Origin of the sequence: Bradyrhizobium sp. BR2003 (assembly GCF_009720285.1) — a bacterium.
GTDB lineage: Bacteria > Pseudomonadota > Alphaproteobacteria > Rhizobiales > Xanthobacteraceae > Bradyrhizobium > Bradyrhizobium elkanii.
In genome coordinates this window covers 65,913-89,358 of record NZ_SMYJ01000025.1, presented here as the reverse complement: position 1 = coordinate 89,358, position 23,446 = coordinate 65,913, and the positions used below count along the sequence as shown (strand labels likewise).

The 23,446-nt window shown below is 65.1% G+C and carries 20 protein-coding genes; 14 read left to right on the top strand and 6 right to left on the bottom strand.

Annotated features, from left to right (window positions below):
- The first annotated feature begins 25 nt into the window (after nucleotides 1–25).
- The 3 genes from gmd to E2I15_RS17960 all read left to right on the top strand — a co-directional run bounded on the left by gmd (nucleotide 26) and on the right by E2I15_RS17960 (nucleotide 3,146).
- The gene (gene gmd / locus E2I15_RS17970; RefSeq protein WP_137480250.1) at nucleotides 26–1,126 is read left to right on the top strand and encodes a GDP-mannose 4,6-dehydratase; all 1,101 of its coding nucleotides are present in this window, start codon (nucleotides 26–28) and stop codon (nucleotides 1,124–1,126) included.
- The gene (gene fcl / locus E2I15_RS17965) at nucleotides 1,107–2,051 is read left to right on the top strand and encodes a GDP-L-fucose synthase (RefSeq protein WP_155262440.1); all 945 of its coding nucleotides are present in this window, start codon (nucleotides 1,107–1,109) and stop codon (nucleotides 2,049–2,051) included. Before gmd ends, fcl begins: the two co-directional genes overlap by 20 nt.
- Nucleotides 2,052–2,168: 117 nt before the next feature.
- Nucleotides 2,169–3,146 carry a tripartite tricarboxylate transporter substrate binding protein gene (locus E2I15_RS17960; protein WP_137480246.1) on the top strand — a complete coding sequence of 326 codons (978 nt, stop codon included), beginning with the start codon at nucleotides 2,169–2,171 and terminating at the stop codon, nucleotides 3,144–3,146.
- On the opposite strand, the gene E2I15_RS17955 is transcribed toward E2I15_RS17960, so the two are convergent.
- Nucleotides 3,143–3,988, bottom strand: coding sequence for a uroporphyrinogen-III synthase (locus E2I15_RS17955; RefSeq protein WP_137480244.1), 846 nt, complete (start codon nucleotides 3,986–3,988; stop codon nucleotides 3,143–3,145). The genes E2I15_RS17960 and E2I15_RS17955 overlap by 4 nt on opposite strands.
- 135 nt (nucleotides 3,989–4,123) lie before the next feature.
- Here E2I15_RS17955 and purU point away from each other — a divergent pair, with 135 nt between their 5' ends.
- Complete coding sequence (gene purU, locus E2I15_RS17950) at nucleotides 4,124–4,987, top strand: formyltetrahydrofolate deformylase (protein WP_137480242.1); 864 nt, start codon at nucleotides 4,124–4,126, stop codon at nucleotides 4,985–4,987.
- 59 nt (nucleotides 4,988–5,046) lie between these two features.
- Here purU and E2I15_RS17945 read toward each other — a convergent pair whose 3' ends face one another.
- Nucleotides 5,047–5,325 (bottom strand): hypothetical protein, encoded by a 279-nt coding sequence (locus E2I15_RS17945; RefSeq protein WP_137480292.1) that lies wholly within the window; start codon nucleotides 5,323–5,325, stop codon nucleotides 5,047–5,049.
- 379 nt (nucleotides 5,326–5,704) lie between these two features.
- Between E2I15_RS17945 and E2I15_RS17940 the strand changes: the two genes are divergently transcribed.
- The 6 genes from E2I15_RS17940 (at nucleotide 5,705) to E2I15_RS17915 (ending at nucleotide 11,582) form a co-directional block, all read left to right on the top strand.
- Nucleotides 5,705–6,886: an ABC transporter substrate-binding protein gene (locus E2I15_RS17940; protein ID WP_137480240.1), complete on the top strand. Its 1,182-nt coding sequence runs from the start codon at nucleotides 5,705–5,707 to the stop codon at nucleotides 6,884–6,886.
- A 179-nt stretch (nucleotides 6,887–7,065) separates the two neighbouring features.
- A complete protein-coding gene (locus E2I15_RS17935; RefSeq protein WP_137480239.1) occupies nucleotides 7,066–7,935 on the top strand; it encodes a branched-chain amino acid ABC transporter permease in 870 nt (289 codons plus the stop codon).
- Nucleotides 7,936–7,942: 7 nt separating this feature from the next.
- On the top strand, nucleotides 7,943–8,974 hold the full coding sequence (locus E2I15_RS17930) for a branched-chain amino acid ABC transporter permease (RefSeq protein WP_137480236.1): 1,032 nt from the start codon (nucleotides 7,943–7,945) through the stop codon (nucleotides 8,972–8,974).
- The gene (locus E2I15_RS17925) at nucleotides 8,971–9,723 is read left to right on the top strand and encodes an ABC transporter ATP-binding protein (RefSeq protein WP_137480234.1); all 753 of its coding nucleotides are present in this window, start codon (nucleotides 8,971–8,973) and stop codon (nucleotides 9,721–9,723) included. Before E2I15_RS17930 ends, E2I15_RS17925 begins: the two co-directional genes overlap by 4 nt.
- A complete protein-coding gene (locus E2I15_RS17920) occupies nucleotides 9,716–10,432 on the top strand; it encodes an ABC transporter ATP-binding protein (RefSeq protein WP_137480232.1) in 717 nt (238 codons plus the stop codon). The genes E2I15_RS17925 and E2I15_RS17920 overlap by 8 nt, the downstream gene beginning before the upstream one ends.
- 31 nt (nucleotides 10,433–10,463) lie before the next feature.
- Nucleotides 10,464–11,582 carry a cobalamin-independent methionine synthase II family protein gene (locus E2I15_RS17915; RefSeq protein ID WP_016840262.1) on the top strand — a complete coding sequence of 373 codons (1,119 nt, stop codon included), beginning with the start codon at nucleotides 10,464–10,466 and terminating at the stop codon, nucleotides 11,580–11,582.
- Nucleotides 11,583–11,708: 126 nt separating this feature from the next.
- Here E2I15_RS17915 and E2I15_RS17910 read toward each other — a convergent pair whose 3' ends face one another.
- Nucleotides 11,709–13,436, bottom strand: coding sequence for a caspase family protein (locus E2I15_RS17910; RefSeq protein ID WP_137480230.1), 1,728 nt, complete (start codon nucleotides 13,434–13,436; stop codon nucleotides 11,709–11,711).
- 197 nt (nucleotides 13,437–13,633) lie between these two features.
- On the opposite strand from E2I15_RS17910, the gene E2I15_RS17905 reads away from it, so the two are divergent.
- From E2I15_RS17905 to ahcY, 3 genes are all read left to right on the top strand, one after another.
- Nucleotides 13,634–14,989: a hypothetical protein gene (locus E2I15_RS17905; protein ID WP_038380758.1), complete on the top strand. Its 1,356-nt coding sequence runs from the start codon at nucleotides 13,634–13,636 to the stop codon at nucleotides 14,987–14,989.
- Between the two features lie 60 nt (nucleotides 14,990–15,049).
- Nucleotides 15,050–16,246, top strand: a complete 1,197-nt coding sequence (metK, locus tag E2I15_RS17900) for a methionine adenosyltransferase (protein ID WP_028338318.1) — start codon at nucleotides 15,050–15,052, stop codon at nucleotides 16,244–16,246.
- 127 nt (nucleotides 16,247–16,373) lie between these two features.
- A complete protein-coding gene (ahcY, locus tag E2I15_RS17895; RefSeq protein ID WP_137480228.1) occupies nucleotides 16,374–17,801 on the top strand; it encodes an adenosylhomocysteinase in 1,428 nt (475 codons plus the stop codon).
- Between the two features lie 344 nt (nucleotides 17,802–18,145).
- On the opposite strand, the gene E2I15_RS17890 is transcribed toward ahcY, so the two are convergent.
- The 3 genes from E2I15_RS17890 to E2I15_RS17880 all read right to left on the bottom strand — a co-directional run bounded on the left by E2I15_RS17890 (nucleotide 18,146) and on the right by E2I15_RS17880 (nucleotide 22,134).
- Nucleotides 18,146–18,952 carry an IclR family transcriptional regulator gene (locus E2I15_RS17890; RefSeq protein ID WP_137480226.1) on the bottom strand — a complete coding sequence of 269 codons (807 nt, stop codon included), beginning with the start codon at nucleotides 18,950–18,952 and terminating at the stop codon, nucleotides 18,146–18,148.
- Between the two features lie 250 nt (nucleotides 18,953–19,202).
- Nucleotides 19,203–20,921 carry an FAD-dependent oxidoreductase gene (locus E2I15_RS17885; RefSeq protein WP_170991619.1) on the bottom strand — a complete coding sequence of 573 codons (1,719 nt, stop codon included), beginning with the start codon at nucleotides 20,919–20,921 and terminating at the stop codon, nucleotides 19,203–19,205.
- Nucleotides 20,922–20,931: 10 nt separating this feature from the next.
- Nucleotides 20,932–22,134, bottom strand: a complete 1,203-nt coding sequence (locus E2I15_RS17880; RefSeq protein WP_422109857.1) for an ABC transporter substrate-binding protein — start codon at nucleotides 22,132–22,134, stop codon at nucleotides 20,932–20,934.
- Between the two features lie 353 nt (nucleotides 22,135–22,487).
- Here E2I15_RS17880 and E2I15_RS17875 point away from each other — a divergent pair, with 353 nt between their 5' ends.
- Nucleotides 22,488–23,417, top strand: coding sequence for an aspartyl/asparaginyl beta-hydroxylase domain-containing protein (locus E2I15_RS17875; protein ID WP_137480221.1), 930 nt, complete (start codon nucleotides 22,488–22,490; stop codon nucleotides 23,415–23,417).
- Nucleotides 23,418–23,446: the final 29 nt, after the last annotated feature.

Below are 23,446 nucleotides of genomic sequence, written 5' to 3'. Positions count from 1 at the left end.
GGTTTTCGCGCTCTCTGGAGATGACATGGCGGTTAAGGATTCGGCGGCTCAGGACTCAAAGCGGCGCGTTGCGCTGATCACCGGCGTTACCGGGCAGGATGGCGCGTATCTCGCCGAATATCTGCTCGGTCTCGGCTACACCGTGCACGGGATCAAGCGCCGGTCGTCCTCGTTCAACACCGCGCGCGTCGACCATCTCTACCAGGACCCGCATGCCGGCAACGTGCCGTTCCTGATGCACTACGGCGACATGACGGATTCGACCAATCTGATCCGCCTGGTGCAGCAGATTCGGCCGACAGAGATCTACAACCTCGCCGCCCAGAGCCACGTCCAGGTCAGTTTCGAGAGCCCGGAATACACCGCCAACGCGGACGCGATCGGGGTGCTGCGCCTCCTGGAGGCGATCCGCATCCTCGGCATGGAAAAGGAGACGCGGTTCTACCAGGCCTCGACCTCGGAGCTTTACGGGCTCGTGCAGGAGGTGCCGCAGAAGGAGACCACGCCGTTCTATCCGCGCTCGCCCTATGGCGTCGCCAAGCTCTACGGCTACTGGATTACGGTAAACTACCGTGAGGCCTATGGCATGTTCGCCAGCAACGGCATCCTGTTCAACCATGAGAGCCCGGTCCGCGGCGAGACCTTCGTGACGCGGAAGATCACCCGCGCCGTCGCCCGCATCGAGGTCGGCCTCGAGAATAAGCTCTATCTCGGCAATCTCGATGCCAAGCGCGACTGGGGCCACGCCCGCGACTATGTCGAGGGCATGCACAGGATCCTGCAGGTGGACGAGCCCGGCGACTTCGTGCTCGCGACCGGCGAGACGCGGTCGGTCCGCGAGTTCGTCGAGCTGGCGTTTGCCGAGGTCGGCCGCAGCATCGAATGGCGCGGCAAGGGCGTCGAGGAGGTCGGTGTCGACAAGGCGTCCGGCAACACCCTGGTGCAGATCGATCCGACCTATTTCCGCCCGACCGAGGTCGATCTTCTGATCGGCGACGCCAGCAAGGCGCGCGCCAAGCTCGGCTGGGCGCCGAAGACGCCGTTCGCGCAGCTGGTGAAGGAAATGGTCGCCAGCGATCTCGTCGAGGCCAGGCAGGACGCGGCCAATGGCAAGCACGGCGTTTGAGCTGAAGGGCAAGACGGTCTTCGTTGCCGGCCATCGCGGCATGGTCGGCTCGGCGCTGATGCGCCGGCTGGCGCGCGAGGAGGCCGATCTCCTGACGGTGTCGCGCAGCGAGGTCGATCTGCGCGACCAAACCGCGGTGAATGCCTGGTTTGCCGCGAAGCGGCCGCAGGCCGTGTTCCTCGCTGCCGCCAAGGTCGGCGGCATCGTCGCCAACAACACGCTGCGGGCCGAATTTCTCTACGACAATCTGGCGATCTCGAGCAACGTGATCCAGGCGGCGCACGCCAATGGCTGCGAGAAGCTGATGTTCTTCGGCTCGTCCTGCATCTATCCGCGCCTGGCGCCGCAGCCGCTGCGCGAGGATTCGATGCTGACCGGCCCGCTGGAGCCGACCAACGAGCCCTATGCCATCGCCAAGATCGCCGGCATCAAGATGGCCGAGGCCTATCGCAGCCAGTACGGCGCCGATTTCATCAGCGTGATGCCGACCAATCTTTACGGCCCCGGCGACAATTATCACCCCGAATACAGCCACGTCGTCGCCGCGCTGATCCGCCGCTTCCACGAGGCCAAGGTTTCCGGCGCCGGCAATGTCGTGGTGTGGGGCACCGGCACGCCGCGCCGTGAATTCCTCTATGTCGACGATCTCGCCGACGCCTGCATCCATCTGATGAAGACCTATTCCTCGCCCGAACTGGTCAATATCGGCACCGGCGAGGACATCACCATCGCCGAGTTCGCGCGCGTCGTCGCGGCCGCCGTCGGCTATCGCGGCGAGATCAGCTTCGACACGTCGCGCCCGGACGGCACGCCGCGCAAGCTGCTCGACGTCGGCCGGCTGGCCAGGCTCGGCTGGCGCGCCACCACCTCGCTCGAGGATGGCATCGCCCTCGCGTACCAGGCCTATCTGCGCGAGACGAAGTGACGCGGTGAACCTCCCGCCCTCCGACTGAGAATATCTGTCGGCTTGGCGACGCCGTGCGGCTAGGATGCGCGTGCCCAAGCGTGCCGCAAGAGCCGCCAGTGCGTCGGAGGAGACATCATGAAGGTTCTACGCCGCCAGTTCCTGCAACTTGCAGCCGCTACGGCTGCGCTTCCGCTCACATTTGGAAAAGCGATTGCCGAGGCCTATCCGGCGCGGCCGGTTCACCTCGTGATCGGCTATACTCCCGGCGGTTCGGCGGACCTGACGGCGCGCCTGATGGGGCAGTGGCTGTCGGAAAAGCTCGGGCATTCCTTCATTGTCGAGAACCGGCCGGGCGGCGGGACCAACATCGCCACCGAGCAGGCGCTGCGCGCGGCGCCCGACGGCTACACGCTGCTGCTGGTCGCGCCGGCCAATGCGATCAATGCGACGCTTTACCAGAAACTGCCCTTCGACTTCATGCGCGAGATGGAGCCGATCGCGGGCATCATTCGCTTTCCCAACGTCGTGGTGGTGCACCCCTCGCTGCCGATCAAGTCCATTCCCGAACTGATCGCCTATGCAAAGGCCAATCCCGGCAAACTCAACATGGCGTCCTCAGGCAACGGTTCGACGATCCACATGTCGGGCGAACTGTTCAAGATGCTGACCGGCATCAACATGCAGCATGTGCCCTACCGGGGCGGCGCGCCGGCGCTCACCGATATGCTGTCCGGCGTGATGCAGGTGATGTTCGACAATCTTCCGACCTGCGCCGAGCACGTCAAATCAGGCAAGCTGCGCGGACTTGCGGTCACCAGCACGACCCGTTCGGACGTGCTTCCGGACCTGCCGCCGGTCGCCGACTTCCTGCCGGGCTACGAGGCGAGCGCCTGGTACGGCCTCGCGGCGCCGAAGAACACGCCGCCTGAAATCGTCGACAGGCTCAACAAGGCCGTCAATGAAATCCTCGCCGATCCCAAAGCCAAGGCGCGGTTCACCGAGATCGGCGCGATCATGCTGCCGGGCTCGGCCGCCGACTTCGGCAGACTGGTGGCCGACGAGACCGAGAAATGGGGCAAGGTGGTCAAGTTCGCCGGCGCCAAGGTCGATTAGCTTTGCGCCGTCGCGCGCGGCGGATTCTTGGAAAGCGCCGCCGCCATCGCCGAGATCAGCGGCCGCATGAAGAAGGTGTCTTCGGCCGGGTAGATGTCGGTGCGCAGTCCGTGGGACTTGAGTTCGTCCGATACCGCCGGTCCGACGGATGCGATCGGCGTGCGCTCGAACCCCTGGCGTAACCTGTCCTCGCAACCGCGCGCCCGTGCCACTTCGATGAGGCGGCGGACCTGGCCGAGATTGGTCAGCGCGATCGCATCGATGCGGCCCTGCGCCATCTCCTCGATCGCGGTGACGATGTTGGCGTCGGCGGCTTGCGCGTCATAGACATAGGGCAGCACCGTATCGACCTCGGCGCCCTGTGCCCTGATCGCGCCGATCAGGGTGGCGTGATCCTTGTCCGGATAGAGCTGCAGGCCGAGCCGATGGCCGGTCAGCTCGAGCTTCGACAGCATCTCGGCGACGCCTTCCGACGTCGGCTTCTCGGTCGTCATCTGCGGTTCCAGGCCGATCTCGCGCAGCGCCCGGCCGGGCTTTGGGCCGCGGGCGAATTTGCGCGTCTTGGCGAGGCTATCGACAAACTCCCGCTCGACACCGATCCGGCGCACGACCTTCATCAGCCGGCGCAGGCCTTCGCCGGTCATCAGCACGAGGTCGTCGAGCGGCCGTTCGATGGCGCGGCGAATCCAGGCCTCGATCGGCACCGCATCAGGCGCATCGTGGATGGTGAACATCGGGCATTGCAGCACGTCGGCCCCCTGCTCGGCGAGCAGGCGGGAAAACTGCGCCTCCTCGCGCGTCTCGAGGATCAGGATGCGGTAGCCGTTCAGCCGTTCAGCCATGATGGTCCCTAACAAACATTGTCGTCATTTGTTCGATTTGACCCCCGCGCCGGGATTGGCGCAAGGCCGCCTGCGGTGTAGACGAGGGCCGAAAATGACCGTTCCACCAATCTGCTCAAGCTTTGGTCAATTGGCATGCCCGACCATCAATTCGTTTTGACCCTGTCCTGTCCGGACCGTCCGGGAATCGTCTCGGCGGTCTCGACGTTTCTTGCCCATAACGGCCAGAACATCCTGGATGCCCAGCAGTTCGATGACGTCGAAACCGGCAAGTTCTTCATGCGCGTGGTGTTCACCGCTGCCGACCTTGCGGTCGAACTCGCGGCGCTGCAGACCGGCTTTGCCGCGATCGCCGAACGGTTCGGCATGGAATGGCAGATGCGCGATCGCGCCACCCGCCGCCGGGTGATGCTATTGGTGTCGAAGTCCGATCACTGCCTGGTCGACATCCTCTACCGCTGGCGCACCGGCGAGCTCGAAATGATCCCTACCGCTGTTGTCTCCAACCATCCGCGCGAGACCTACGGCTCGCTCGATTTCGGCGATATCCCGTTCCATCATCTGCCGGTGACGAAGGAGACCAAGCGGCAGCAGGAAGACGCGGTGTGGAAGCTGGCCCAGGACACCAGGACCGACCTCGTCGTGCTGGCCCGCTACATGCAGATCCTGTCGGACGAGATGTCGGCGCGGCTGTCGGGCCGCTGCATCAACATCCATCATTCCTTCCTGCCGGGCTTCAAGGGCGCGAGGCCCTACCACCAGGCGCATGAGCGCGGCGTCAAGCTGATCGGCGCCACGGCGCATTACGTCACCAGCGATCTCGACGAGGGCCCGATCATCGACCAGGACGTCGAGCGCATCAGCCACCGCGACACGCCCGAGGATCTCGTGCGCAAGGGGCGCGACATCGAGCGCCGGGTGCTGGCGCGCGCGATCCGCTACCATCTCGCCGATCGCGTCATCCTCAACGGACGCAAGACCGTGGTGTTCGTCGACTGATCCGCGCTTCGCCCGGCCCGCACCAGGCGATGCGGGTTCTGGGCCGGCCGACCGTGCGCTCAGTGGGCCGCGTCCTGCGGTGCCGTTGCCGGCTTCGCGTCGTCGCCGCGCTGGGCCGCAGGCGCCAGCCGCTTGCGTTCCCGATCCTGCATGAACTTGTCGTATTCGGGGGTGCCCGGCCGCGGCGGCGCATCCGCCGGCAGGCCGCCGGCCCAGGCTGGAATGGTGTCGGCCATGCCGGCCGAGAGCTTCTGGTTCATGGAGCTGCATCCCCCGAGCGCGCCGGCCGCGAGCGCGAGGGCAGTCAGGACAGCGATGGGACGCGTGACGATTGGCATGGGAGGAAGGATACAGCCCTGGTCTTTATGGATGATGATCTCGGGCGCGACCGTTCGGCTGCAATTGTGCTTGTTTGTTGACATTGTCGCTGCGTTTGTACGATCGTACAAATGAATCGAGCCGGCGGCGGCCTTGAATGCGCGAGACCGCTTCTCGCAGAGGCATTGAGTCTTGTGGAGCGATGTTGGTATCCTGATACTTGTCTCTGCAGTCAGACCCGATCGCGTCGCGTGTGGCACACGTCCATCGTCCGATTGACAGAGGGCACGCGGAGACGCCTTGTCGCGTTGCGGCTTGGCCGTGCATGCTTGAGTTAAAACAAGGCAAGAGCCGGGGACCAAGGCTCGATGCAGAAGAACGGAAGGGGGAGGGACGTCGATGTTCAATCGTCGCAAAATGTTGCTGTGGGGCGCCGCTTCGGCCGTGCTTTCCGGGTTGTGCGCCAGCGTGCCGGCGCGGGCGGACGACGCCGTCAGGATCGGGCTGATCCTGCCGATGACCGGCGGTCAGGCGTCGACCGGCAAGCAGATCGATAACGCCATCAAGCTCTACATGCAGCAGAAGGGCGACACCGTCGCCGGCAAGAAGATCGAGATCATCCTGAAGGACGACGCCGCGGTGCCGGACAACACCAAGCGGCTCGCGCAGGAGCTGATCGTCAACGACAAGGTCAATTTCATCGCGGGCTTCGGCGTGACCCCCGCGGCGCTCGCAGCGGCGCCGCTGGCGACGCAGGCCAAGATCCCCGAAGTCGTGATGGCGGCCGGCACCTCGATCATCACCGAGCGTTCGCCCTACATCGTGCGTACCAGCTTCACGCTGGCGCAGTCCTCCACCATCATCGGCGACTGGGCGGTGAAGAACGGCATCAAGAAGGTCGCGACGCTGACCTCCGACTACGCGCCCGGCAACGATGCGCTGACCTTCTTCAAGCAGCACTTCACCGCCGGCGGTGGCGAGATCGTCGAAGAGGTCAAGGTCCCGCTCGCCAATCCGGACTTCGCGCCGTTCCTGCAGCGCATGAAGGATTCCAAGCCCGACGCGATGTTCGTATTCGTGCCGGCCGGGCAGGGCGGCAACTTCATGAAGCAATATGCCGAGCGCGGGCTCGACAAGAGCGGCATCAGGGTGATCGGACCCGGCGACGTCATGGATGACGATCTGCTCAACAATATGGGCGATGCCGCGCTCGGCGCGGTGACGGCGCATCTCTATTCGGCCGCGCATCCGTCCGCGATGAACAAGGAGTTCGTCGTCGCCTACAAGAAGGCGTTCGGCAACCGCCCCGGCTTCATGGCGGTCAGCGGCTATGACGGCATCCATCTGATCTATGAGGCGCTGAAGAAGACCAATGGTGCGACCGACGGCGACAAACTGATCGAGGCGATGAAGGGCATGAAGTGGGAGAGCCCGCGCGGCCCGATTTCGATCGATCCGGAAACCCGTGACATCGTGCAGAACATCTATATCCGCAAGGTCGAGAAGGTCGACGGCGAACTCTATAATGTCGAGTTCGCGACCTTCGAGGCCGTCAAGGATTCCGGCAAGACCAAGAAGTGACGCTGTCGCTGTCGCTGTCGTTCTCGGCGCGCGCCGCCTCCCGTGCGTCATGCCCGGCCTTGTGCCGGGCATCCACGTCTTTCCCACCGCCGCGAGAAAGACGTGGATGGCCGGGACAAGCCCGGCCATGACGATCTGTTTGCGCGACGCAATGGCACCTTCTCGGCTAAGCTGATCCGATGGCCTCAATCCTCACCAACCTGTTCGACGGCGTCGCCTACGGCATGCTGCTGTTCGTGCTCGCCTGCGGGCTTGCGGTGACGCTCGGGCTGATGAATTTCGTCAACCTCGCCCATGGCGCCTTCGCGATGGCCGGCGGCTATATCTGCGCCGTGCTGGTGAATAATTCCGGCTGGCCGTTCTTCGCAGGCCTGCCGCTCGCCTTTGTCGGCAGCGCCGCGATCGGCATCGCGCTGGAGCGCACGCTGTACCGCCATCTCTACAGCCGCAGCCATCTCGACCAGGTACTGTTCTCGATCGGTCTGGTGTTCATGTCGGTCGCGGCGGTCGACTACATCATGGGATCGTCGCGGGTCTTCATCAGGCTGCCGGCGGCGCTGGAAGGCCAGATCGACCTGTTCGGCGTCGGCATCGGCCGTTACCGGCTGATGATCGTGGTGATCTGCGGCCTGCTCACGCTGGCGCTGCAGTTGATCCTCGCCAAGACCCGGTTCGGCAGCCGGCTGCGCGCCGCGGTCGACGATCCGCGCGCCGCGATCGGGCTTGGCATCAACGTGCCGCAGGTGTTCGCCTTCACCTTTGCGTTCGGCTGCGGCCTTGCAGGCCTCGGCGGCGCGCTGAGCGCGGAGATCCTCGGGCTCGATCCGTATTTCCCGCTCAAATTCATGATCTACTTCCTGATCGTCGTCACCGTCGGCGGCTCGTCCTCGATCACCGGACCGTTCCTCGCGTCGCTTTTGCTCGGCATCGCCGACGTCGCCGGCAAGTATTACGTGCCGAAGCTCGGTCCGTTCGTGATCTACACGGTCATGATCGTGATCCTGCTCTGGCGTCCGAACGGCCTGTTCGGCCGTACCGCGGCACGGTGAGGCGGTCATGACGGCGCTATCCGACGTTTGCACTCAGGCGATGGCCAGCGCCCGCTGGCGGGTCAGCGAGGTCGCGTTCTGGGCGCTGGCGCTCGCCTGCGCCTTCCTGTTCCCGTCGCGCTATCTGATCATGACCGACATCGTGCGGTTCGGCTTGTTCGCGCTGTCGCTCGACCTGATCCTCGGCTACGCCGGCATCGTTTCGCTCGGCCACGCGGCCTTCTTCGGCGTCGGCGCCTATTCGGCCGGCTTGCTGGCGCTGCACGGCATCATCAACGAGCCCGTCATCGCGCTGGTTGCCGCCGGTCTGGTTGCGGCGCTGCTTGGTTTCCTGACCAGCTTTCTCGTCATCCGCGGCGTCGACCTGACACGGCTGATGGTGACGCTCGGCATCGCGTTGCTGCTCGAGGCACTCGCCGAGCGCTTCTCCAACATCACCGGCGGCACCGACGGGCTGCAGGGCATCGAGATGCAGCCGATCCTCGGGCTGTTCACCTTCGACATGTTCGGCAGGACCGGGTTCTTCTACTCGCTGATCGTGCTGTTCATCTTGTTCCTACTCGCGCGACGCGTGGTGCATTCGCCGTTCGGCCTGTCGCTTCGCGCGATCAGGAACAATCCGCTGCGCGCGGCCGCGATCGGCGTGCCGGTCAACCGCCGCCTGATCGCGGTCTATACGCTCGCCGCCTTCTATGCCGGGATCGCCGGCGCGCTGTTCACCCAGACCACGGCGCTCGCCTCGCTCGACGTGTTTTCCTTCGAGCGCTCCGCCGACCTGATGCTGGTGCTGGTGATCGGCGGCACCGGCTATCTCTATGGCGGGCTGATCGGGGCCGTCGTGTTCAAGATGCTGCAGGAGCTGTTTCAGAGCATCACCCCGCAATACTGGCTGTTCTGGATCGGCCTCGTGCTGGTCGTGATCGTGCTGGTCGGCCGCGCGCGCATCCATCGCTGGGTGCTGTTCGTGCCGAACCAGATCATCCGCCAGTTCGCCGGCCGCAGGGCTGCCGTCGCGGTGCCGGAGAGCGACGCGTCATGACGATCGCGCTGGAAACACGCGGCCTCGAGAAATCCTTCGGCGCCCTTCGCGTCACCCGCGACCTTTCGCTGAAGGTGATGCAGGGCGCCCGCCACGCGCTGATCGGGCCGAACGGGGCGGGCAAGACCACGGTGATCAATCAGCTGACCGGCGTGCTGACGCCGAACAGCGGGCGCATCCTGCTCGAAGGCAGCGACATCACCGGTCTGTCCGTGCACAAGCGGGTGCTGCGCGGGTTGTCGCGCACCTTCCAGATCAACCAGCTCTATCCCGACCTGACCCCGCTCGAGACCATCGGGCTTGCGGTCTCCGAACGGATGGGCCGCGGCGGCGACTGGTGGCGGCGGATGGGAACGCGTGGCGACGTCAATGCAGAGATCGCAGAGATCCTGTCGCGCTTCCATCTGCTCGACGTGATGACGGAGCTCACCTCGACCTTGCCCTATGGCAAGCAGCGCCTGCTCGAGATCGCGGTCGCGATCGCCGCCAGGCCGCGCGTGCTGCTGCTCGACGAGCCGGCGGCCGGCGTGCCCGAGAGCGAGCGTCACGACATCCTCGCGGCGGTCGCAGCACTGCGGCGCGATGTCACCGTGCTCCTGATCGAGCACGACATGGACCTCGTATTCTCCTTCGCCGACCGCATCTCGGTGCTGGTCAATGGCGGCCTGCTCACCGAGGGCGCGCCCGACGAGGTCGCGCGCGATCCGCAGGTGAGGGCGGTCTATCTCGGCGAGGCCGCCGATGCCTGAGCTTCTTTCCATCCAGGGCCTGCGTGCCGGATACGGCGAGGCGGTGGTGCTGCCCGATATGTCGCTGGCGCTTGCGGAGGGCCAGGTGCTCGCGCTGCTCGGCCGCAACGGCACCGGCAAGACCACGCTGATCAATTCGATCGTCGGCATCGTCAGGCGCTTCGGTGGCAGCGTCGCGCTCGCAGGCCGCGACATCACGGCGATGCGGCCCGACCAGCGCGCCCGCGCCGGGATCGGCTGGGTGCCGCAGGAGCGCAACATCTTCCGCTCGCTGACGGTGGAGGAGAACATGACCGCGGTGGCGCAGCCCGGGCCGTGGACGGTCGAGCGGGTATACGAGATGTTTCCGCGGCTGCAGGAGCGGCGCCGCAATTTCGGCAACCAGCTGTCCGGTGGCGAGCAGCAGATGCTGGCGATCGGCCGCGCGCTGACGCTGAATCCGAAAGTGCTGCTGCTCGACGAGCCGACCGAAGGCCTCGCGCCGATCATCGTTGAGGAATTGTTAAAAGCGATCGGAACCATCACGCGCTCAGGCGGCATCTGCTCGATCATCGTCGAGCAGAACGCGCAAAAGATTCTGGGGCTCGCCGACCGCGTTGTGATATTGGAACGCGGCACGATCGTGCACGATGCCGCAAGCAGCGCGCTGAAGGCGGATCCCGCCGTCCTCGAGCGCCACCTTGGCGTCTCCGGGGCCAAGGCGCATTAGAAGGCACACTAGAAACGTCTAGGAGTTGACCATGCAGCGAACCAAGCCTCCGTTCCGCGCCGACGAGGTCGGCAGCCTGTTGCGGCCGCCGAAGATCAAGGAAGCCCGCGCCAGATTGGAGAAGGGCGAGATCTCGGCCGACGAGCTGCGCAAGGTCGAGGACATGGAGATCGAGAAGGTCGTGCATAAGCAGGCCTCGGTCGGCCTGAAGCTTGCGACCGACGGCGAGTTCCGCCGCTCCTGGTGGCATTTCGATTTCCTCAGCCATCTGACCGGCTGCGAGCTGTTCCATCCCGACATGGGCATCCAGTTCGCAGGCGTGCAGACCCGGCACGATGCCATCAGGGTGATCGGCAAGCTGGATTTCTCCGATCATCACCCGATGCTCGATCACTTCCGCTTTCTGAAGAAGTACGCCGACCAGGCGCATGTCACGCCGAAGATGACGATCCCCTCGCCGGCGGTGCTGCATTTCCGCGGCGGCCGCAAGCTGATCTCGAAGGAGGTCTATCCGGACCTCGAGGAATTCTATCAGGATCTCGGCAAGACCTACCGCAAGGCGGTCAAGGCATTCTACGATGCCGGTTGCCGCTATTTGCAATTCGACGACACGGTGTGGGCCTATCTGTGCTCGCAGGAGGAATTGCAGAAGTCGCGCGACCGTGGCGACAATCCGGATGGCCTGCAGGAGATCTATGCCCGGGTCATCAACTATGCGATCGCCGATCGTCCGTCCGACATGGTGATCACGACCCATGTCTGCCGCGGCAATTTCCGCTCGACCTGGATCTCCTCAGGCGGCTACGAGCCGGTCGCCGAGACCCTGCTCGCCGGTACCAACTACGACGGCTATTTCCTCGAATATGATTCCGACCGCGCCGGCGGCTTCGAGCCGCTGCGCTTCCTGCCCAAGGGCAACAAGGTCGTGGTGGTCGGCGTCATCACCTCGAAGTTCGGCGAGCTCGAGAAGAAGGACGACATCAAGCGGCGGCTGGAGGAGGCATCCAAATTTGCCCCGATCGAGCAGCTCGCGGTGTCGCCGCAATGCGGCTTTGCCTCGACCGAGGAAGGCAATATTCTCTCCGAGGAGGAGCAGTGGGCCAAGCTGCGGCTCGCGGTCGAGGTCGCGAACGAGGTGTGGGGGAAGTGACGCGCTGATGTCATTCCGGGGCGATGCGGCGCATCGAACCCGGAATCTTGAGATCCCCGGGGGCGCAATTGCGCCCCTGAGGTTCGCGCTGCGCGCGCCCCGGAATGACGGTGCTCAAGCGCACCGTCATTGCTCCGCCAGATAGACCTCGCCGAGCAGAGACGAGTTCGACCACGGCACCTGCTTGCCCTTGGTCGCGGCGACGACCTCGGCGCGGACCCGTGTCAGCATCTGCTGCACCTCGAGGCCGGGCGTGCCGACATGGCGCGACAGCGCCGCCGAGAACGGGCTGTTGGCGCCTTCGCCGTCGAGCGCGACCTGGCCCGGCGCGGTCGCAAACGCGATCAGCGTGCCGGCGCCGAGCGTCGAGCCCGATCCGAGCGAGGCGGGCGCGGCAAGGCCGGAGCCCGCTTCGATGCCGCGGCTTGGACCCGCGGTGGCCAGCTGCGGCGCCATCGGATTGTTGCGGCAGGCATCGAGGATCAGGATGTTGGTGCGGATCTGGTCGTCGAGCCCGGCCATGATGGTGTCCATGTCGACCATCGCGTCGGTGGCGCGGCTGCCCGCCTTGAACTCGATGTCGACCGGCACGAGATAGTTGCGGCGGTCGACCTGCACGCCGTGACCGGCATAGTAGACAACGGCGATCTGCGACCGTGCCGCCTCGCGCAGGAAATCGTTGATCGTCTTCTGCATCGTGCCGCGATCGAGATCGAGCCCCTCGGAGACGGTGAAGCCGATGTCGCGCAGGCTCCTGGCGATGGCGCGCGCATCGTTGGGCGGATTGGGCAGCGCCTTGAGATGTGCATAGGCGCCGTTGCCGATCACCAGCGCGACGCGCCGGCCGGTTGCTGCCGTCCGGGCCGGCGCGGCGGGCGGGGCCGATGCCGTGACGGAAGCGGCCGGTGGCGCGGCCGGGCTGCTCTCGGCGGCCGGCGCCGCCGCGGCCTTGCGCGGTGCCGCGTCGGCCTCCTTGAGCAGCGCGAGCCGCACCTTCGCGGTGGCCTGGTTGGCCTTGCTGCCGGCATCGGACGCCACGCCTTCGAGCACCGAGGCGTAATCTTCCTTGGCGTGCGCAGCATCGCCCTTCGCTTCATAGCTGAGGCCGCGCTGGGTATAGGCCGAGATCAGCACGCTGCCGGGCGGCGTCATGATGTTGACGGGCGCCTTGGCCTTGGCGAGCCGGATTGCCTCCGACGTGTCCGCAATCGCGCGCTCGATCTCGCCCTTGGCGCGCCAGATCACGGCGCGGCTGATCAGCGGCTGCGGCAGCGACGGGTCGATCCTGACGGCCTCGTTGATGTCGGCGAGCGCGCCGTCGAGATCGCCGAGCGCCCGCTTCGAGGCGCCGCGGTTCTGATAGGAGAAAGCTGACTTCGGAACGGCCTTGATCGCGGCGTCATAGTCGGCGATCGCCTTGGCGTAGTCGCCCTTGCTGCGATAGGCGTTGCCGCGGTTGTGGAAGATGATGCCGCTCGGCGGCCCCATGCGCAGCGCATCGTTGAAGTCGGCGATCGCGATGTCGTACTCGCCCTTGTCGAAATAGGCTGAGCCGCGGAGGTTGTAGACGGCGGTGCCAGGCTTGAGGCGCAGCGCCTCGGTGGCGTCGGATATCACCTGGGCGTAGTTGCCCTTCTTGTTCCAGCCGACCGCGCGCCAGAAATAGATGGTTGCGAGCTTCTCGCCGGAAAACACCTTCAGCGCGATGATCTTGGTGCAGGCGTCGATCATCTGGTCCGCTGGCGTGGTCTCGGTCGTGCAGAGCGGGCCGAGCTGGGAGCGCGCCTGTGCGAAACAGGGCGCCGACCAGAGCAAAGCGGCCAGGAGGGCGGGGATCAGGAGCAGGCGGCGCATCGGTCATCCGGGAGTAAAGCCGTCATCGCGATCAACGACGGCAGGGCGGTCCAAGAGACCGTCCAGGAGGCGGTCCATGACTGTTTGGTGATCGGGCAGCAGAGGGGGTTCAACTGGTGGGAAAATGGTGATAAGACGCTGCCAGTCATCATTTCTGCCCACTCTCGTCCCACTCGCCGCTGTCCAACCCAGGCGCCATGAAGAACGACGAAATCCTCAGCCAGATCACGGATTTCTGCCGCCGCTCCGACATGGCGGAGACGACGTTCGGCCGCCGTGCCGTCAACGACGGCAAGCTGGTGCACCGGCTGCGCGAGGGCAAGCGCATCACCATCGACACGCTCGACCGCATCAACGGCTTCATCGCGACCTCGACCCCGGGCGGCGTGGCTCCGCCGCGCGGCCTCGTTGTGCCGCCGGAAAAGCGCGATCCACGGGGCAATTTCCGGTTCTTCGAGAACCGCCAGCGCTATTTGCTGTTCGTCCACACCTGCAGCGAGAAGCGAGTGATTGCCGACCGGGTTGCGCTGGAACTGGCGGCCATCCACCCGCGGCCCCCGGCGCTGCGGGTGTTCGATGCCGGGATGGGCGACGGCACGGTGCTGGCGCGGGTCCTGCGTGCCATGCATGGCCGCTTCCCACATATGCCGTTCTATGTCGCCGGCAAGGAATTGAGCCTGGAGGACGTCCGCCTGACCCTCGACAAGGTCCCCGACCGCCTGTTCGAGCATCCGGCCAGCGTCTTCGTGTTCACCAACATGTATTACGCCGAGGCGCCGTGGCTGACGCCCAAGAACTCCGCGGCGGCCGCCAGCATGATCTGGCACGAGGTGCCGCTGCGCGGGGCGTCCTCGGGTGAGTTCGAGGCCCAGATCGCCGAACTCGGTCCGTTCCTGGAGCAGAACTGGCGCGCCAATCTTAGCCCCGGCAATGCGATGCCGATCTATGAGCGGCCGGTGGCGCTGGTCCTGTACCGCGACGATCACCGGTTCCTGCTCGATTCCATCATTCCGCGGGCCGGCCGCACCGAAGCCAATTTCGACCTCGTGATCGCCTCGCAACCCTACCGTGCCAAATCCTCGGTGAACTTCCGCGCCAAGCGGATCATCGCGCCGCTGGCCCGCGCGCTGCGCGGCGGCGGACGGCTGATAGGAATCCACTCCCACGGCGGCGATCCCGGGCTTGAAATGATTCAAGCCGTGTGGCCCGGAGAAAATCCTTTCGCCGTCAGCCGCCATGAGATACTGCGCGCGGTGAAATACGAGTTGGGCTCCGCCGGCCGCGAGCTGAACTTCAACGCCTACGCCGATAACCGTTCGATCTTCCGATATGATATGGAAGCGCTGCCCAATGAGGTGACCGGCTCGATCGGAACCTCGACGGCCTTTGCTGCGTGGAATGCGGCGGTGTATGTCGCGCAGATCGAAGATGAGCGGTTGACCGAAACGACCGAAAACGGACGAGCTCTCGAAGCCACACGCGAAGTTCTCCGCAAACACAACGGGCTGTGGTTCTACGACGAATCCTACGTCATCTCGCGGCGACGAGACTGACATGCCGGGGACATATTCACCAACCAACGTCGGACTTCGACTTAACAAGGGGTTTGCTTGATGCGCGCGTCTTACCTGTTCACCAGCGAGTCGGTCTCGGAAGGCCATCCGGACAAGGTCTGTGATCGAATCTCGGATGAGATCGTCGATCTGTTCTATCGCGAGGGACCGAAAGCGGGCATCGACCCGTGGCAGATCCGCGCGGCGTGCGAGACGCTCGCGACCACCAACAAGGTGGTGATCGCCGGCGAAACGCGCGGCCCGAGCTCGGTCACCAACGACCACATCGAGAGCGTGGTTCGCTCTGCAATCAAGGACATCGGTTACGAGCAGGACGGCTTCCACTGGAAGAACTGCGACATCGAGATCCTGCTGCATCCGCAGTCGGCCGACATCGCGCAGGGCGTCGACGCGCTGCAGCCGGGCGAGGTCAAGGAAGAGGGTGCCGGCGACCAGGGCATCATGTTCGGTTACGCCACCAACGAGACGCCGGACCTGATGCCGGCGCCGATCTTCTACGCCCACAAGATCCTGCGGCTGATCTCCGAAGCGCGCCACTCCGGCCGCGAGAAGGTGCTGGGGCCGGACTCCAAGAGCCAGGTCACGGTGCAGTACGAGAACGGCAAGCCGGTCGGCGTCCGTGAGATCGTGGTCTCGCACCAGCATCTGGTCGAGGACCTCTCGTCCAAGCAGATTCGCGACATCGTCGAGCCCTATGTGCGCGAGGCGCTGCCGAAGGAGTGGATCAGCGACAAGACGATCTGGCATATCAATCCGACCGGCAAGTTCTTCATCGGCGGTCCCGACGGCGACTCCGGCCTGACCGGCCGCAAGATCATCGTCGACACCTATGGCGGCGCGGCTCCGCACGGCGGCGGCGCGTTCTCCGGCAAGGATCCGACCAAGGTCGACCGCTCGGCCGCCTATGCCGCGCGCTATGTCGCCAAGAACATCGTCGCGGCCGGTCTTGCCGACCGCTGCACACTGCAGCTCGCTTATGCGATCGGCGTGGCGCGTCCGCTGTCGATCTACATCGACACCCACGGCACCGGTAAGGTGTCGGAGGATCAGCTCGAGAAGGCGGCGGCCAAGGCGATGGATCTGACGCCGCGCGGCATCCGCAGCCATCTGGATCTCAACCGTCCGATCTACGCGCGCACCTCGGCCTACGGTCATTTCGGCCGCACGCCCGACAATGAGGGCGGCTTCTCCTGGGAGAAGACCGATCTCGTCGAGCAGCTGAAGCGCGCGCTCTGACACTTGCGTCATTCCGGGGGCGCTCGCGGGAGCGAGCGAACCCGGAATCCTTAATCGTCACCTCGAGATTCCGGGTTCGCCTCTTCGAGGCGCCCGGGAAAGACCCGTTCAACAACAGGACGCTCAAATGAACGCCCCCACGAAGCCCGGCTTCACCGACTACATCGTCAAGGACATTGCGCTCGCCGATTTCGGCCGCAAGGAGATCTCGCTGGCCGAGACCGAGATGCCCGGCCTGATGGCCACCCGCGAGGAGTTCGGCCCCAAGCAGCCGCTGAAGGGCGCGCGCATCGCGGGCTCGCTGCATATGACGATCCAGACCGCGGTGCTGATCGAGACGCTGGCCGCGCTCGGCGCCGACATCCGCTGGGTCTCCTGCAACATCTACTCGACCCAGGATCACGCCGCGGCCGCGATCGCGGCCGCCGGCATTCCGGTGTTCGCCGTCAAGGGCGAGACGCTGACCGAGTATTGGGACTACACCGCAAAGCTGTTCGACTGGCACGGCGGCGGCACGCCGAACATGATCCTCGATGACGGCGGCGACGCCACCATGCTGGTGCATGCCGGCTACCGCGCCGAGCAGGGCGACACCGCCTTCCTCGACAAGCCGGGCTCGGAGGAAGAGGAGATCTTCTACGCGCTGGTCAAGCGCCTCCTGAAGGAGAAGCCGAAGGGCTGGTTCGCCGAGATCGCCAAGAACATCAAGGGCGTCTCGGAAGAGACCACCACAGGCGTGCATCGCCTCTACGAGATGGCCAACAAGGGCGCGCTGCTGTTCCCGGCGATCAACGTCAACGACAGCGTCACCAAGTCGAAGTTCGACAACCTCTATGGCTGCCGCGAGTCGCTGGTCGACGGCATCCGCCGCGGCACCGACGTGATGCTGTCGGGCAAGGTCGCGATGGTCGCCGGCTTCGGCGACGTCGGCAAGGGCTCGGCCGCCTCGCTGCGCCAGGCCGGCTGCCGCGTCATGGTCTCCGAGGTCGATCCGATCTGCGCGCTGCAGGCGGCGATGGAAGGCTATGAGGTCGTGACCATGGAAGACGCCGCGCCGCGCGCCGACATCTTCGTCACCGCCACCGGCAACAAGGACATCATCACCATCGAGCACATGCGCGCGATGAAGGATCGTGCCATCGTCTGCAACATCGGGCACTTCGACAACGAGATTCAGATCGCCGCGTTGCGCAATCTGAAGTGGACCAACATCAAGCCGCAGGTCGACGAGATCGAATTTCCCGACAAGCATCGCATCATCATGCTGTCGGAAGGCCGGCTGGTGAACCTCGGCAATGCGATGGGCCATCCGTCCTTCGTGATGTCGGCCTCCTTCACCAATCAGACGCTGGCGCAGATCGAGCTGTTCGCCAACAACAAGGACGGCAAGTACGCCAAGAAGGTCTACGTGCTGCCGAAGACGCTGGACGAGAAGGTCGCCCGCCTGCACCTCGCCAAGATCGGCGTCAAGCTGACCGAGCTGCGCAAGGACCAGGCCGACTATATCGGCGTCAAGCAGGAAGGTCCGTACAAGTCGGATCACTACCGCTACTGATCCGCGCCCGCAGCGATCGATCACGTGAAGAGCCCCGGCATCGCCCGGGGCTTTTTGCTGGGATGTTTTGCAGACGGACCTCTCCATTCGTCGGGGCGACACCGATAGTGTGGCGCGGCCTGCATCTACAAGCCGTCGTTCCGGCGAAGGCCGGGACCCATACGCCGCGACGGATGTTGTCCGCGGGACTCGTCATTCCAGCATCGCGCAACAATGAACTTCGGTGGTTATGGGTCCCGGCCTTCGCCGGGACGACGATGAGGATGGTTCTGGTTCATGATGTCAGCCAAGCTCTCGGTGCAATCGCCCGCGCATGCGCATGAGGGAGCGGCCGAACACTCTGATCACTTCACCGCAATATCGACACCCCGCGCCGTGCCGTGCCCCAGCTGCCGCGAGATATCGCCGGCGCAGCCGCGCAGCGCAGTTGCGATCGCGCTGTCCCAGCTGGCGTCGAAGGTGCCTTCCGGTCCCATCGCGGTGATCACCAGCGCGACGTGGCCGGCGTGATCGAACACCGGCGCGGCGAAGGCGTTGACGCCGGGCAGGGGATCGCCGATCGCCCGCGCCAGCCCGCGGCTGCGAACCTCGGCGAGGATCTCGGCGGTCTTCGCGTCCGCCGGCGGACGTTTCGGATTGTAGCCGACGCCGAGGCGATCGAGGCCGCTCTCGAGCGCGGTCCTGATCGCGTTCGGCGGCATGAAGGCGGCGAAGGCGCGGCCGGTCGCGGTCTCGAGCAGCGCCACCACCGATCCGACGCGCATCGCGATATGCACCGGATGGCTCGGCTCCTCGAGCCGCACCACGGTCGCGCCGTGGGTGCCCCAGACCGACAGCGACACCGCGTGATTGATGCTGTCGGCGAGCGCTGCGATCCGCGGCGTTGCGATCCGCACCGCCGACTGCCGGCGCAGGCTGATCAGGCCGAGCTCGAGCGCCAGCGCCCCGATCTCGTAACGGCCGGTGACCTCGTCCTGCTCGATCAGGCCGATGCGGGAAAAGCTGACGAGATAGGGATGCGCCTTGGCCGGCGGCATGCCGGCTTCGCGCGCGAGATCGCGCAGCATCATCGGTTCGCCGCTGCGGGCCAGCGCGCGGAGCAATTCTCCGCCGACCTCGATCGACTGTATGCCGCGGCTTTCTCTCGTCATGTGGTCCTGTTTGGGTTCCGGATTCGCAATTAGCAGGAAACTACACTGTCCGCGAGACGCCGATATGTGCGGTGCAACCGCGGAATGAAACGCGGCATGTACCGACTACCGTCATCCCGGCGCAAAGGCTTCGCCTTTGTCGCTGGAGGTGCGAGCTCTTGCGAGCCTCGAAGGATGAACGGCCCGGCTGGTGGCCGTCGACCCTTCGAGACGGCCGCGTTGCGGCCTCCTCAGGGTGACGGGACTTCGTTCATGCGGCGCCTCTCTCTGTCGCGGCGCCCGCAATGTGCTTGCCCGCGATATAGCCGAAGGTCAGCGCTGGCCCGAGCGTGATGCCGGCGCCGGGATAGTTGCCGCCCATGATGCTCGCCATGTCGTTGCCGGCGGCATAGAGGCCGGCGATCGGCTGGCCGTCGGCGTCGAGCGCGCGGGCGTTGGCGTCGGTCCTTATGCCGGCATAGGTGCCGAGATCGCCGATCACCATCTTGATGGCGTAGAACGGACCGCGCTGGATCGGCGCGATGCAGGGATTGGGCCCGTGCAGCGCATCGCCCTGATAGCGGTTATAGGCACGCGAGCCCTTGCCGAAGGCGGGATCGCGGCCCTCCGCCGCTGACGTGTTGAACTCCGCGACGGTCGCTTCGAGCGCCCTTGCGTCGATGCCGGCCTGCGCGGCGAGCTCCGCCAGCGTCGCGCCGCGTTTGAGATAGCCGGTCTTCAGATGATGGCCGAGCGGCATCGGGCGCGGCGGCACGCAGCCGAGGCCGTATTTGCGCAGCGTCTCGTGATCGCAGATGAGATGCGACGCGATCTCCTCGCCGGGCTTTGCCGCCTTGATCATCGCCTGCACGAAGTCGTGGTAGGAATTGCCTTCATTGGCAAAGCGCCTGCCGTCGGCCATCACCGCGATCACGCCCGGCTTGGCGCGATCGATGAAATGCGGCATCACGCCCTTCGAGCCGTCCTTGCGCGTCGTGACCGAGACCGGAACCCAGGCCGCGGCATTCGGCAGCGAGTCGTCGACGCGGCCGCCGGCGGATTCCGCAAGGCGCAAACCGTCGCCGGTGTTGCCGGTCGGGCCCGGCGAGTAATGCTCTTTTCCGGTCGGGGCGTGCGGAAACATCTTCTGCCGTCGCGCGACGTCATGCGGAAAGCCGCCGCAGGCGAGCACCACGCCACGCTTCGCATTGACGCGGATCGTGCGCCCTTCGCGCACAACGATTGCGCCGCGCACCGCGCCGTTCTCGACGATCAATTCGCGCACCGGCGAGTTGAGCCAGAGCGGGATCTTGAGGTCGAAGGCGGATTTCGCCAGCCGGCCGGCGAGCGCGTTGCCGTTGGTCAGCGTCATGCCGCGGCCGTTGCGCATCACGTCGATGGCGTGTTTCGACAACCGTTTGGCGACATAGGCCGCCGAGGTCAGCGATCTCGTCGCGCGCATGAAATGCACGATCTCCTTGCCGGAGCCGAGCATCATGCCGAACACGGTGAGCTCGGGCAGGGGGCTGCCGAGATCCTTGAGGGCGTCGCCGAGCTGGTGGGCATCGAACGGCCGCGTCACCATCGAGCGGCCGCCTTGCGCGCCGCCCGGCGCTTCAGCATGATAGTCGGGGAAGGTCAGCGGCATGTCGAAGCGTACCGCGGTCTTCGTCGTGAAGAAGTCGATCGCCTTCGGCCCCTCGGTCAGGAACGCATCGACGCGGGCGGCGTCAAAGCTGTTGCCGGCCTCGTGGCGCAGATAGGTTTTGGCCTGATCGGGGCTCTCCTCGATGCCCCAGGCCTTGGCCAGCGAGGTGCCGGGGATCCACAGCCAGCCGCCGGAGCGCGCGGTGGTGCCGCCGAACCGCGGCTCCTTCTCGACCACCAGGACCTTGAGGCCGTGATGGCCGGCGGTGACCGCCGCCGACAGCCCGGCGCAGCCGGAGCCGACGACCAGCGCGTCGCAATCATAAGCTTCTTCGTTGGCCACGCGATCGATCCTATTTCTTGAGCAGCGGGCACTTCGACTCGGAGACCGGACGATAGGCATCCTCGCCCTTCACCGTCTTGACGATGTCGAGATAATCCCACGGCTCCTTGGACTCCGAAGGCTTCTTCACCTTCGCCAGATACATGTCGCGGATCACGCGGCCGTCCTCGCGCAGCTTGCCGCCATGCACGAAGGTGTCCTCGATCGGCAGCTCGCGCATCTTGGCCATCACCGCCTTCGGATCGTCGGTGCCGGCGGCCTGGATCGCCTTGAGATAATGCAGCACCGAGCCGTAGACGCCGGTCTGGATCATGGTCGGCATCACATTGGCGCGGGCGTAGAACTTCTTCGACCAGGCGCGCGTCTTCTCGTCCATGTTCCAGTACGACGCCGTCGTCATGTAGGTGCCCTGCGCGGCGTTGAGGCCGATCGCATGCACGTCGGTGTCGAACATCAGAAGGCCGACCAGCTTCTGGCCACCCTGCACGAGGCCGAACTCGCCGGACTGCTTGATCGAATTGTCGGTGTCCTGGCCGGCATTGGCGAACGCCACCACGTCGGCCTTCGAGCTCTGCGCCTGCAGCGCAAAGGAGGAGAAGTCGGCGGTGTTGGTCGGATGCTTGACGCTGCCGAGCACCTTGCCGCCCATCTCGTTGATGAAGCGCGTCGCGTCCCGCTCGAGCTGCTGGCCGAAGGCGTAATCCGCGGTGACGAAGAACCAGGACTTGCCGCCTTCCTTGATCACCGCCGAGGCCGTCACCTTGGACAGCGCGTAGGTGTCGTAGGCGAAATGCACCGTGTTGGGGCTGCACAGTTCGTCGGTCAGCGAGCTCGCGCCGGGACCGGAGAGAAGCGCGATCTTGTTGCGCTCGCGCACCATGTTGTGCACGGCGATCGCTATGCCGGAATTCGGGATGTCGACGACTGCGTCGACCTTGCCGTTGTCGAACCAGCCGCGCACGATCTGCACGCCGACATCGGTCTTCATCTGGTGGTCGGCGGAGATGATCTCGATCGGCTTGCCGAGCACAGTGGAGCCGAATTCCTCGACCGCCATCCTGGCCGCCTCGACCGAGCCCGGGCCGGAATTGTCGCGGCCCCAGCTCGACAGGTCGGTCAGCACCCCGATGCGCACGACGTCATCGGAAACCTGGGCGTGAGCGACCGTGGTCATCGCCGCGACAATGGCTGCCGCCAGAAACTGTCTCATCATTCCTCCCATTGGATGTCCGCGCTCTTCGGCGGGTCATCTCACGATTAGGAATTGTCTAATCAGTTTGTCAATGGCAAATTCAGTGTGTGAATGGTGCCACAATGTTGGCACCCGCGCGGCACGGCGCTTCACATTTGGTGAGCGAACGCTTACATGGCTCGTCCGGGACGGCACCGCGGCAAGGCTTCCGGCTCATTTGCCTGACCGCGCCGCAGTGCCAAGTCACTATGAAACAGGGGAATTTTCGCGGACGGCGACGCGTTTCGCCGCCCGGACTGGGCCACCCGTGAAGGGCAAGGCTCCTGCGGGGCGGGGCATGAAGGGCGTCGGCGGGCAGCGATCATAGACGGATCATGTTGAGACAGCTCTTCGCGCCGCAGCTCGTCATTCTTTACGTGCTGGTGGCCTCTACGCTTTACGTCCACTTCCGCGGCAAGCAGCGGTTGCGCTTCGCTCGCCAGCTCGGCGATCACTCGACCTACCTCGCGCCCTACAATGTGCTGATGTATGCTGGCTCCGCCGTGCCCAACACGCCGGTGATTCCGGTCGAGCAGTTTCCCGAGCTCAAGAAACTCTCCGACAATTGGGAGACGATCCGCGACGAGGCCACGCGCCTGTTCGACGAAGGCTTCATCCGCGCCGCGGCCAAGAACAACGACTGGGGCTTCTATTCCTTCTTCAAGAGCGGCTGGAAGCGCTTCTATCTGAAATGGTACGACGACTTCCTGCCCTCGGCGCGGACGCTGTGCCCGAAGACAGTGGAGCTGCTCAACTCGATCCCGAATGTGCATGGCGCGATGTTCGCGATGCTGCCGCCGGGCGGCAAGCTCGGGGCGCACCGCGATCCCTTCGCCGGCTCGCTGCGCTATCACCTCGGCCTCGTGACGCCGAACTCGAACCAGTGCCGCATCCTCGTCGACGGCGTCGAATGCGTCTGGCGCGACGGCGAGGCCTTCATGTTCGACGAGACCTTCATCCACAGCGCCGAGAACAAGACAGACGTCAACCGCATCATCCTGTTCTGCGACGTGGAGCGCCCGATGAAGTACGGCTTCATGACGGCGATGAACCGCTGGGTCAGCCACAACATCGTCAAGGCGTCGGCGACCCAGAACGTCGACGGCGAGCATGTCGGCGCGCTGAACAAGGTGTTCGGCAAGCTCTACGAGATCCATCTCGCCAGCCGCAAGGTCAAGGAGTGGAATCGGAACGTGTATTACACGCTGAAATATTCCGCGACCGCGCTGATCCTCGGCCTGATCGTGATATCGGCGCTGCACTGATTGCAGCGGCGTTGCCGCGTTGAAAGCAA

Bases quoted from the DNA above. Each gene is read 5' to 3' on its own strand.
- E2I15_RS17945 (WP_137480292.1), bottom strand. From the start codon at position 5,325: ATGCCAATCGTCACGCGTCCCATCGCTGTCCTGACTGCCCTCGCGCTC.
- E2I15_RS17905 (WP_038380758.1), top strand. From the start codon at position 13,634: ATGAAGAACGACGAAATCCTCAGCCAGATCACGGATTTCTGCCGCCGC.
- E2I15_RS17925 (WP_137480234.1), top strand. From the start codon at position 8,971: ATGACGATCGCGCTGGAAACACGCGGCCTCGAGAAATCCTTCGGCGCC.
- gmd (WP_137480250.1), top strand. From the start codon at position 26: ATGGCGGTTAAGGATTCGGCGGCTCAGGACTCAAAGCGGCGCGTTGCG.
- E2I15_RS17960 (WP_137480246.1), top strand. From the start codon at position 2,169: ATGAAGGTTCTACGCCGCCAGTTCCTGCAACTTGCAGCCGCTACGGCT.
- E2I15_RS17940 (WP_137480240.1), top strand. From the start codon at position 5,705: ATGTTCAATCGTCGCAAAATGTTGCTGTGGGGCGCCGCTTCGGCCGTG.
- E2I15_RS17890 (WP_137480226.1), bottom strand. From the start codon at position 18,952: ATGACGAGAGAAAGCCGCGGCATACAGTCGATCGAGGTCGGCGGAGAA.
- ahcY (WP_137480228.1), top strand. From the start codon at position 16,374: ATGAACGCCCCCACGAAGCCCGGCTTCACCGACTACATCGTCAAGGAC.
- purU (WP_137480242.1), top strand. From the start codon at position 4,124: ATGCCCGACCATCAATTCGTTTTGACCCTGTCCTGTCCGGACCGTCCG.
- E2I15_RS17930 (WP_137480236.1), top strand. From the start codon at position 7,943: ATGACGGCGCTATCCGACGTTTGCACTCAGGCGATGGCCAGCGCCCGC.
- E2I15_RS17915 (WP_016840262.1), top strand. From the start codon at position 10,464: ATGCAGCGAACCAAGCCTCCGTTCCGCGCCGACGAGGTCGGCAGCCTG.
- E2I15_RS17875 (WP_137480221.1), top strand. From the start codon at position 22,488: ATGTTGAGACAGCTCTTCGCGCCGCAGCTCGTCATTCTTTACGTGCTG.
- fcl (WP_155262440.1), top strand. From the start codon at position 1,107: ATGGCAAGCACGGCGTTTGAGCTGAAGGGCAAGACGGTCTTCGTTGCC.
- metK (WP_028338318.1), top strand. From the start codon at position 15,050: ATGCGCGCGTCTTACCTGTTCACCAGCGAGTCGGTCTCGGAAGGCCAT.
- E2I15_RS17955 (WP_137480244.1), bottom strand. From the start codon at position 3,988: ATGGCTGAACGGCTGAACGGCTACCGCATCCTGATCCTCGAGACGCGC.
- E2I15_RS17920 (WP_137480232.1), top strand. From the start codon at position 9,716: ATGCCTGAGCTTCTTTCCATCCAGGGCCTGCGTGCCGGATACGGCGAG.
- E2I15_RS17880 (WP_422109857.1), bottom strand. From the start codon at position 22,134: ATGATGAGACAGTTTCTGGCGGCAGCCATTGTCGCGGCGATGACCACG.
- E2I15_RS17935 (WP_137480239.1), top strand. From the start codon at position 7,066: ATGGCCTCAATCCTCACCAACCTGTTCGACGGCGTCGCCTACGGCATG.
- E2I15_RS17910 (WP_137480230.1), bottom strand. From the start codon at position 13,436: ATGCGCCGCCTGCTCCTGATCCCCGCCCTCCTGGCCGCTTTGCTCTGG.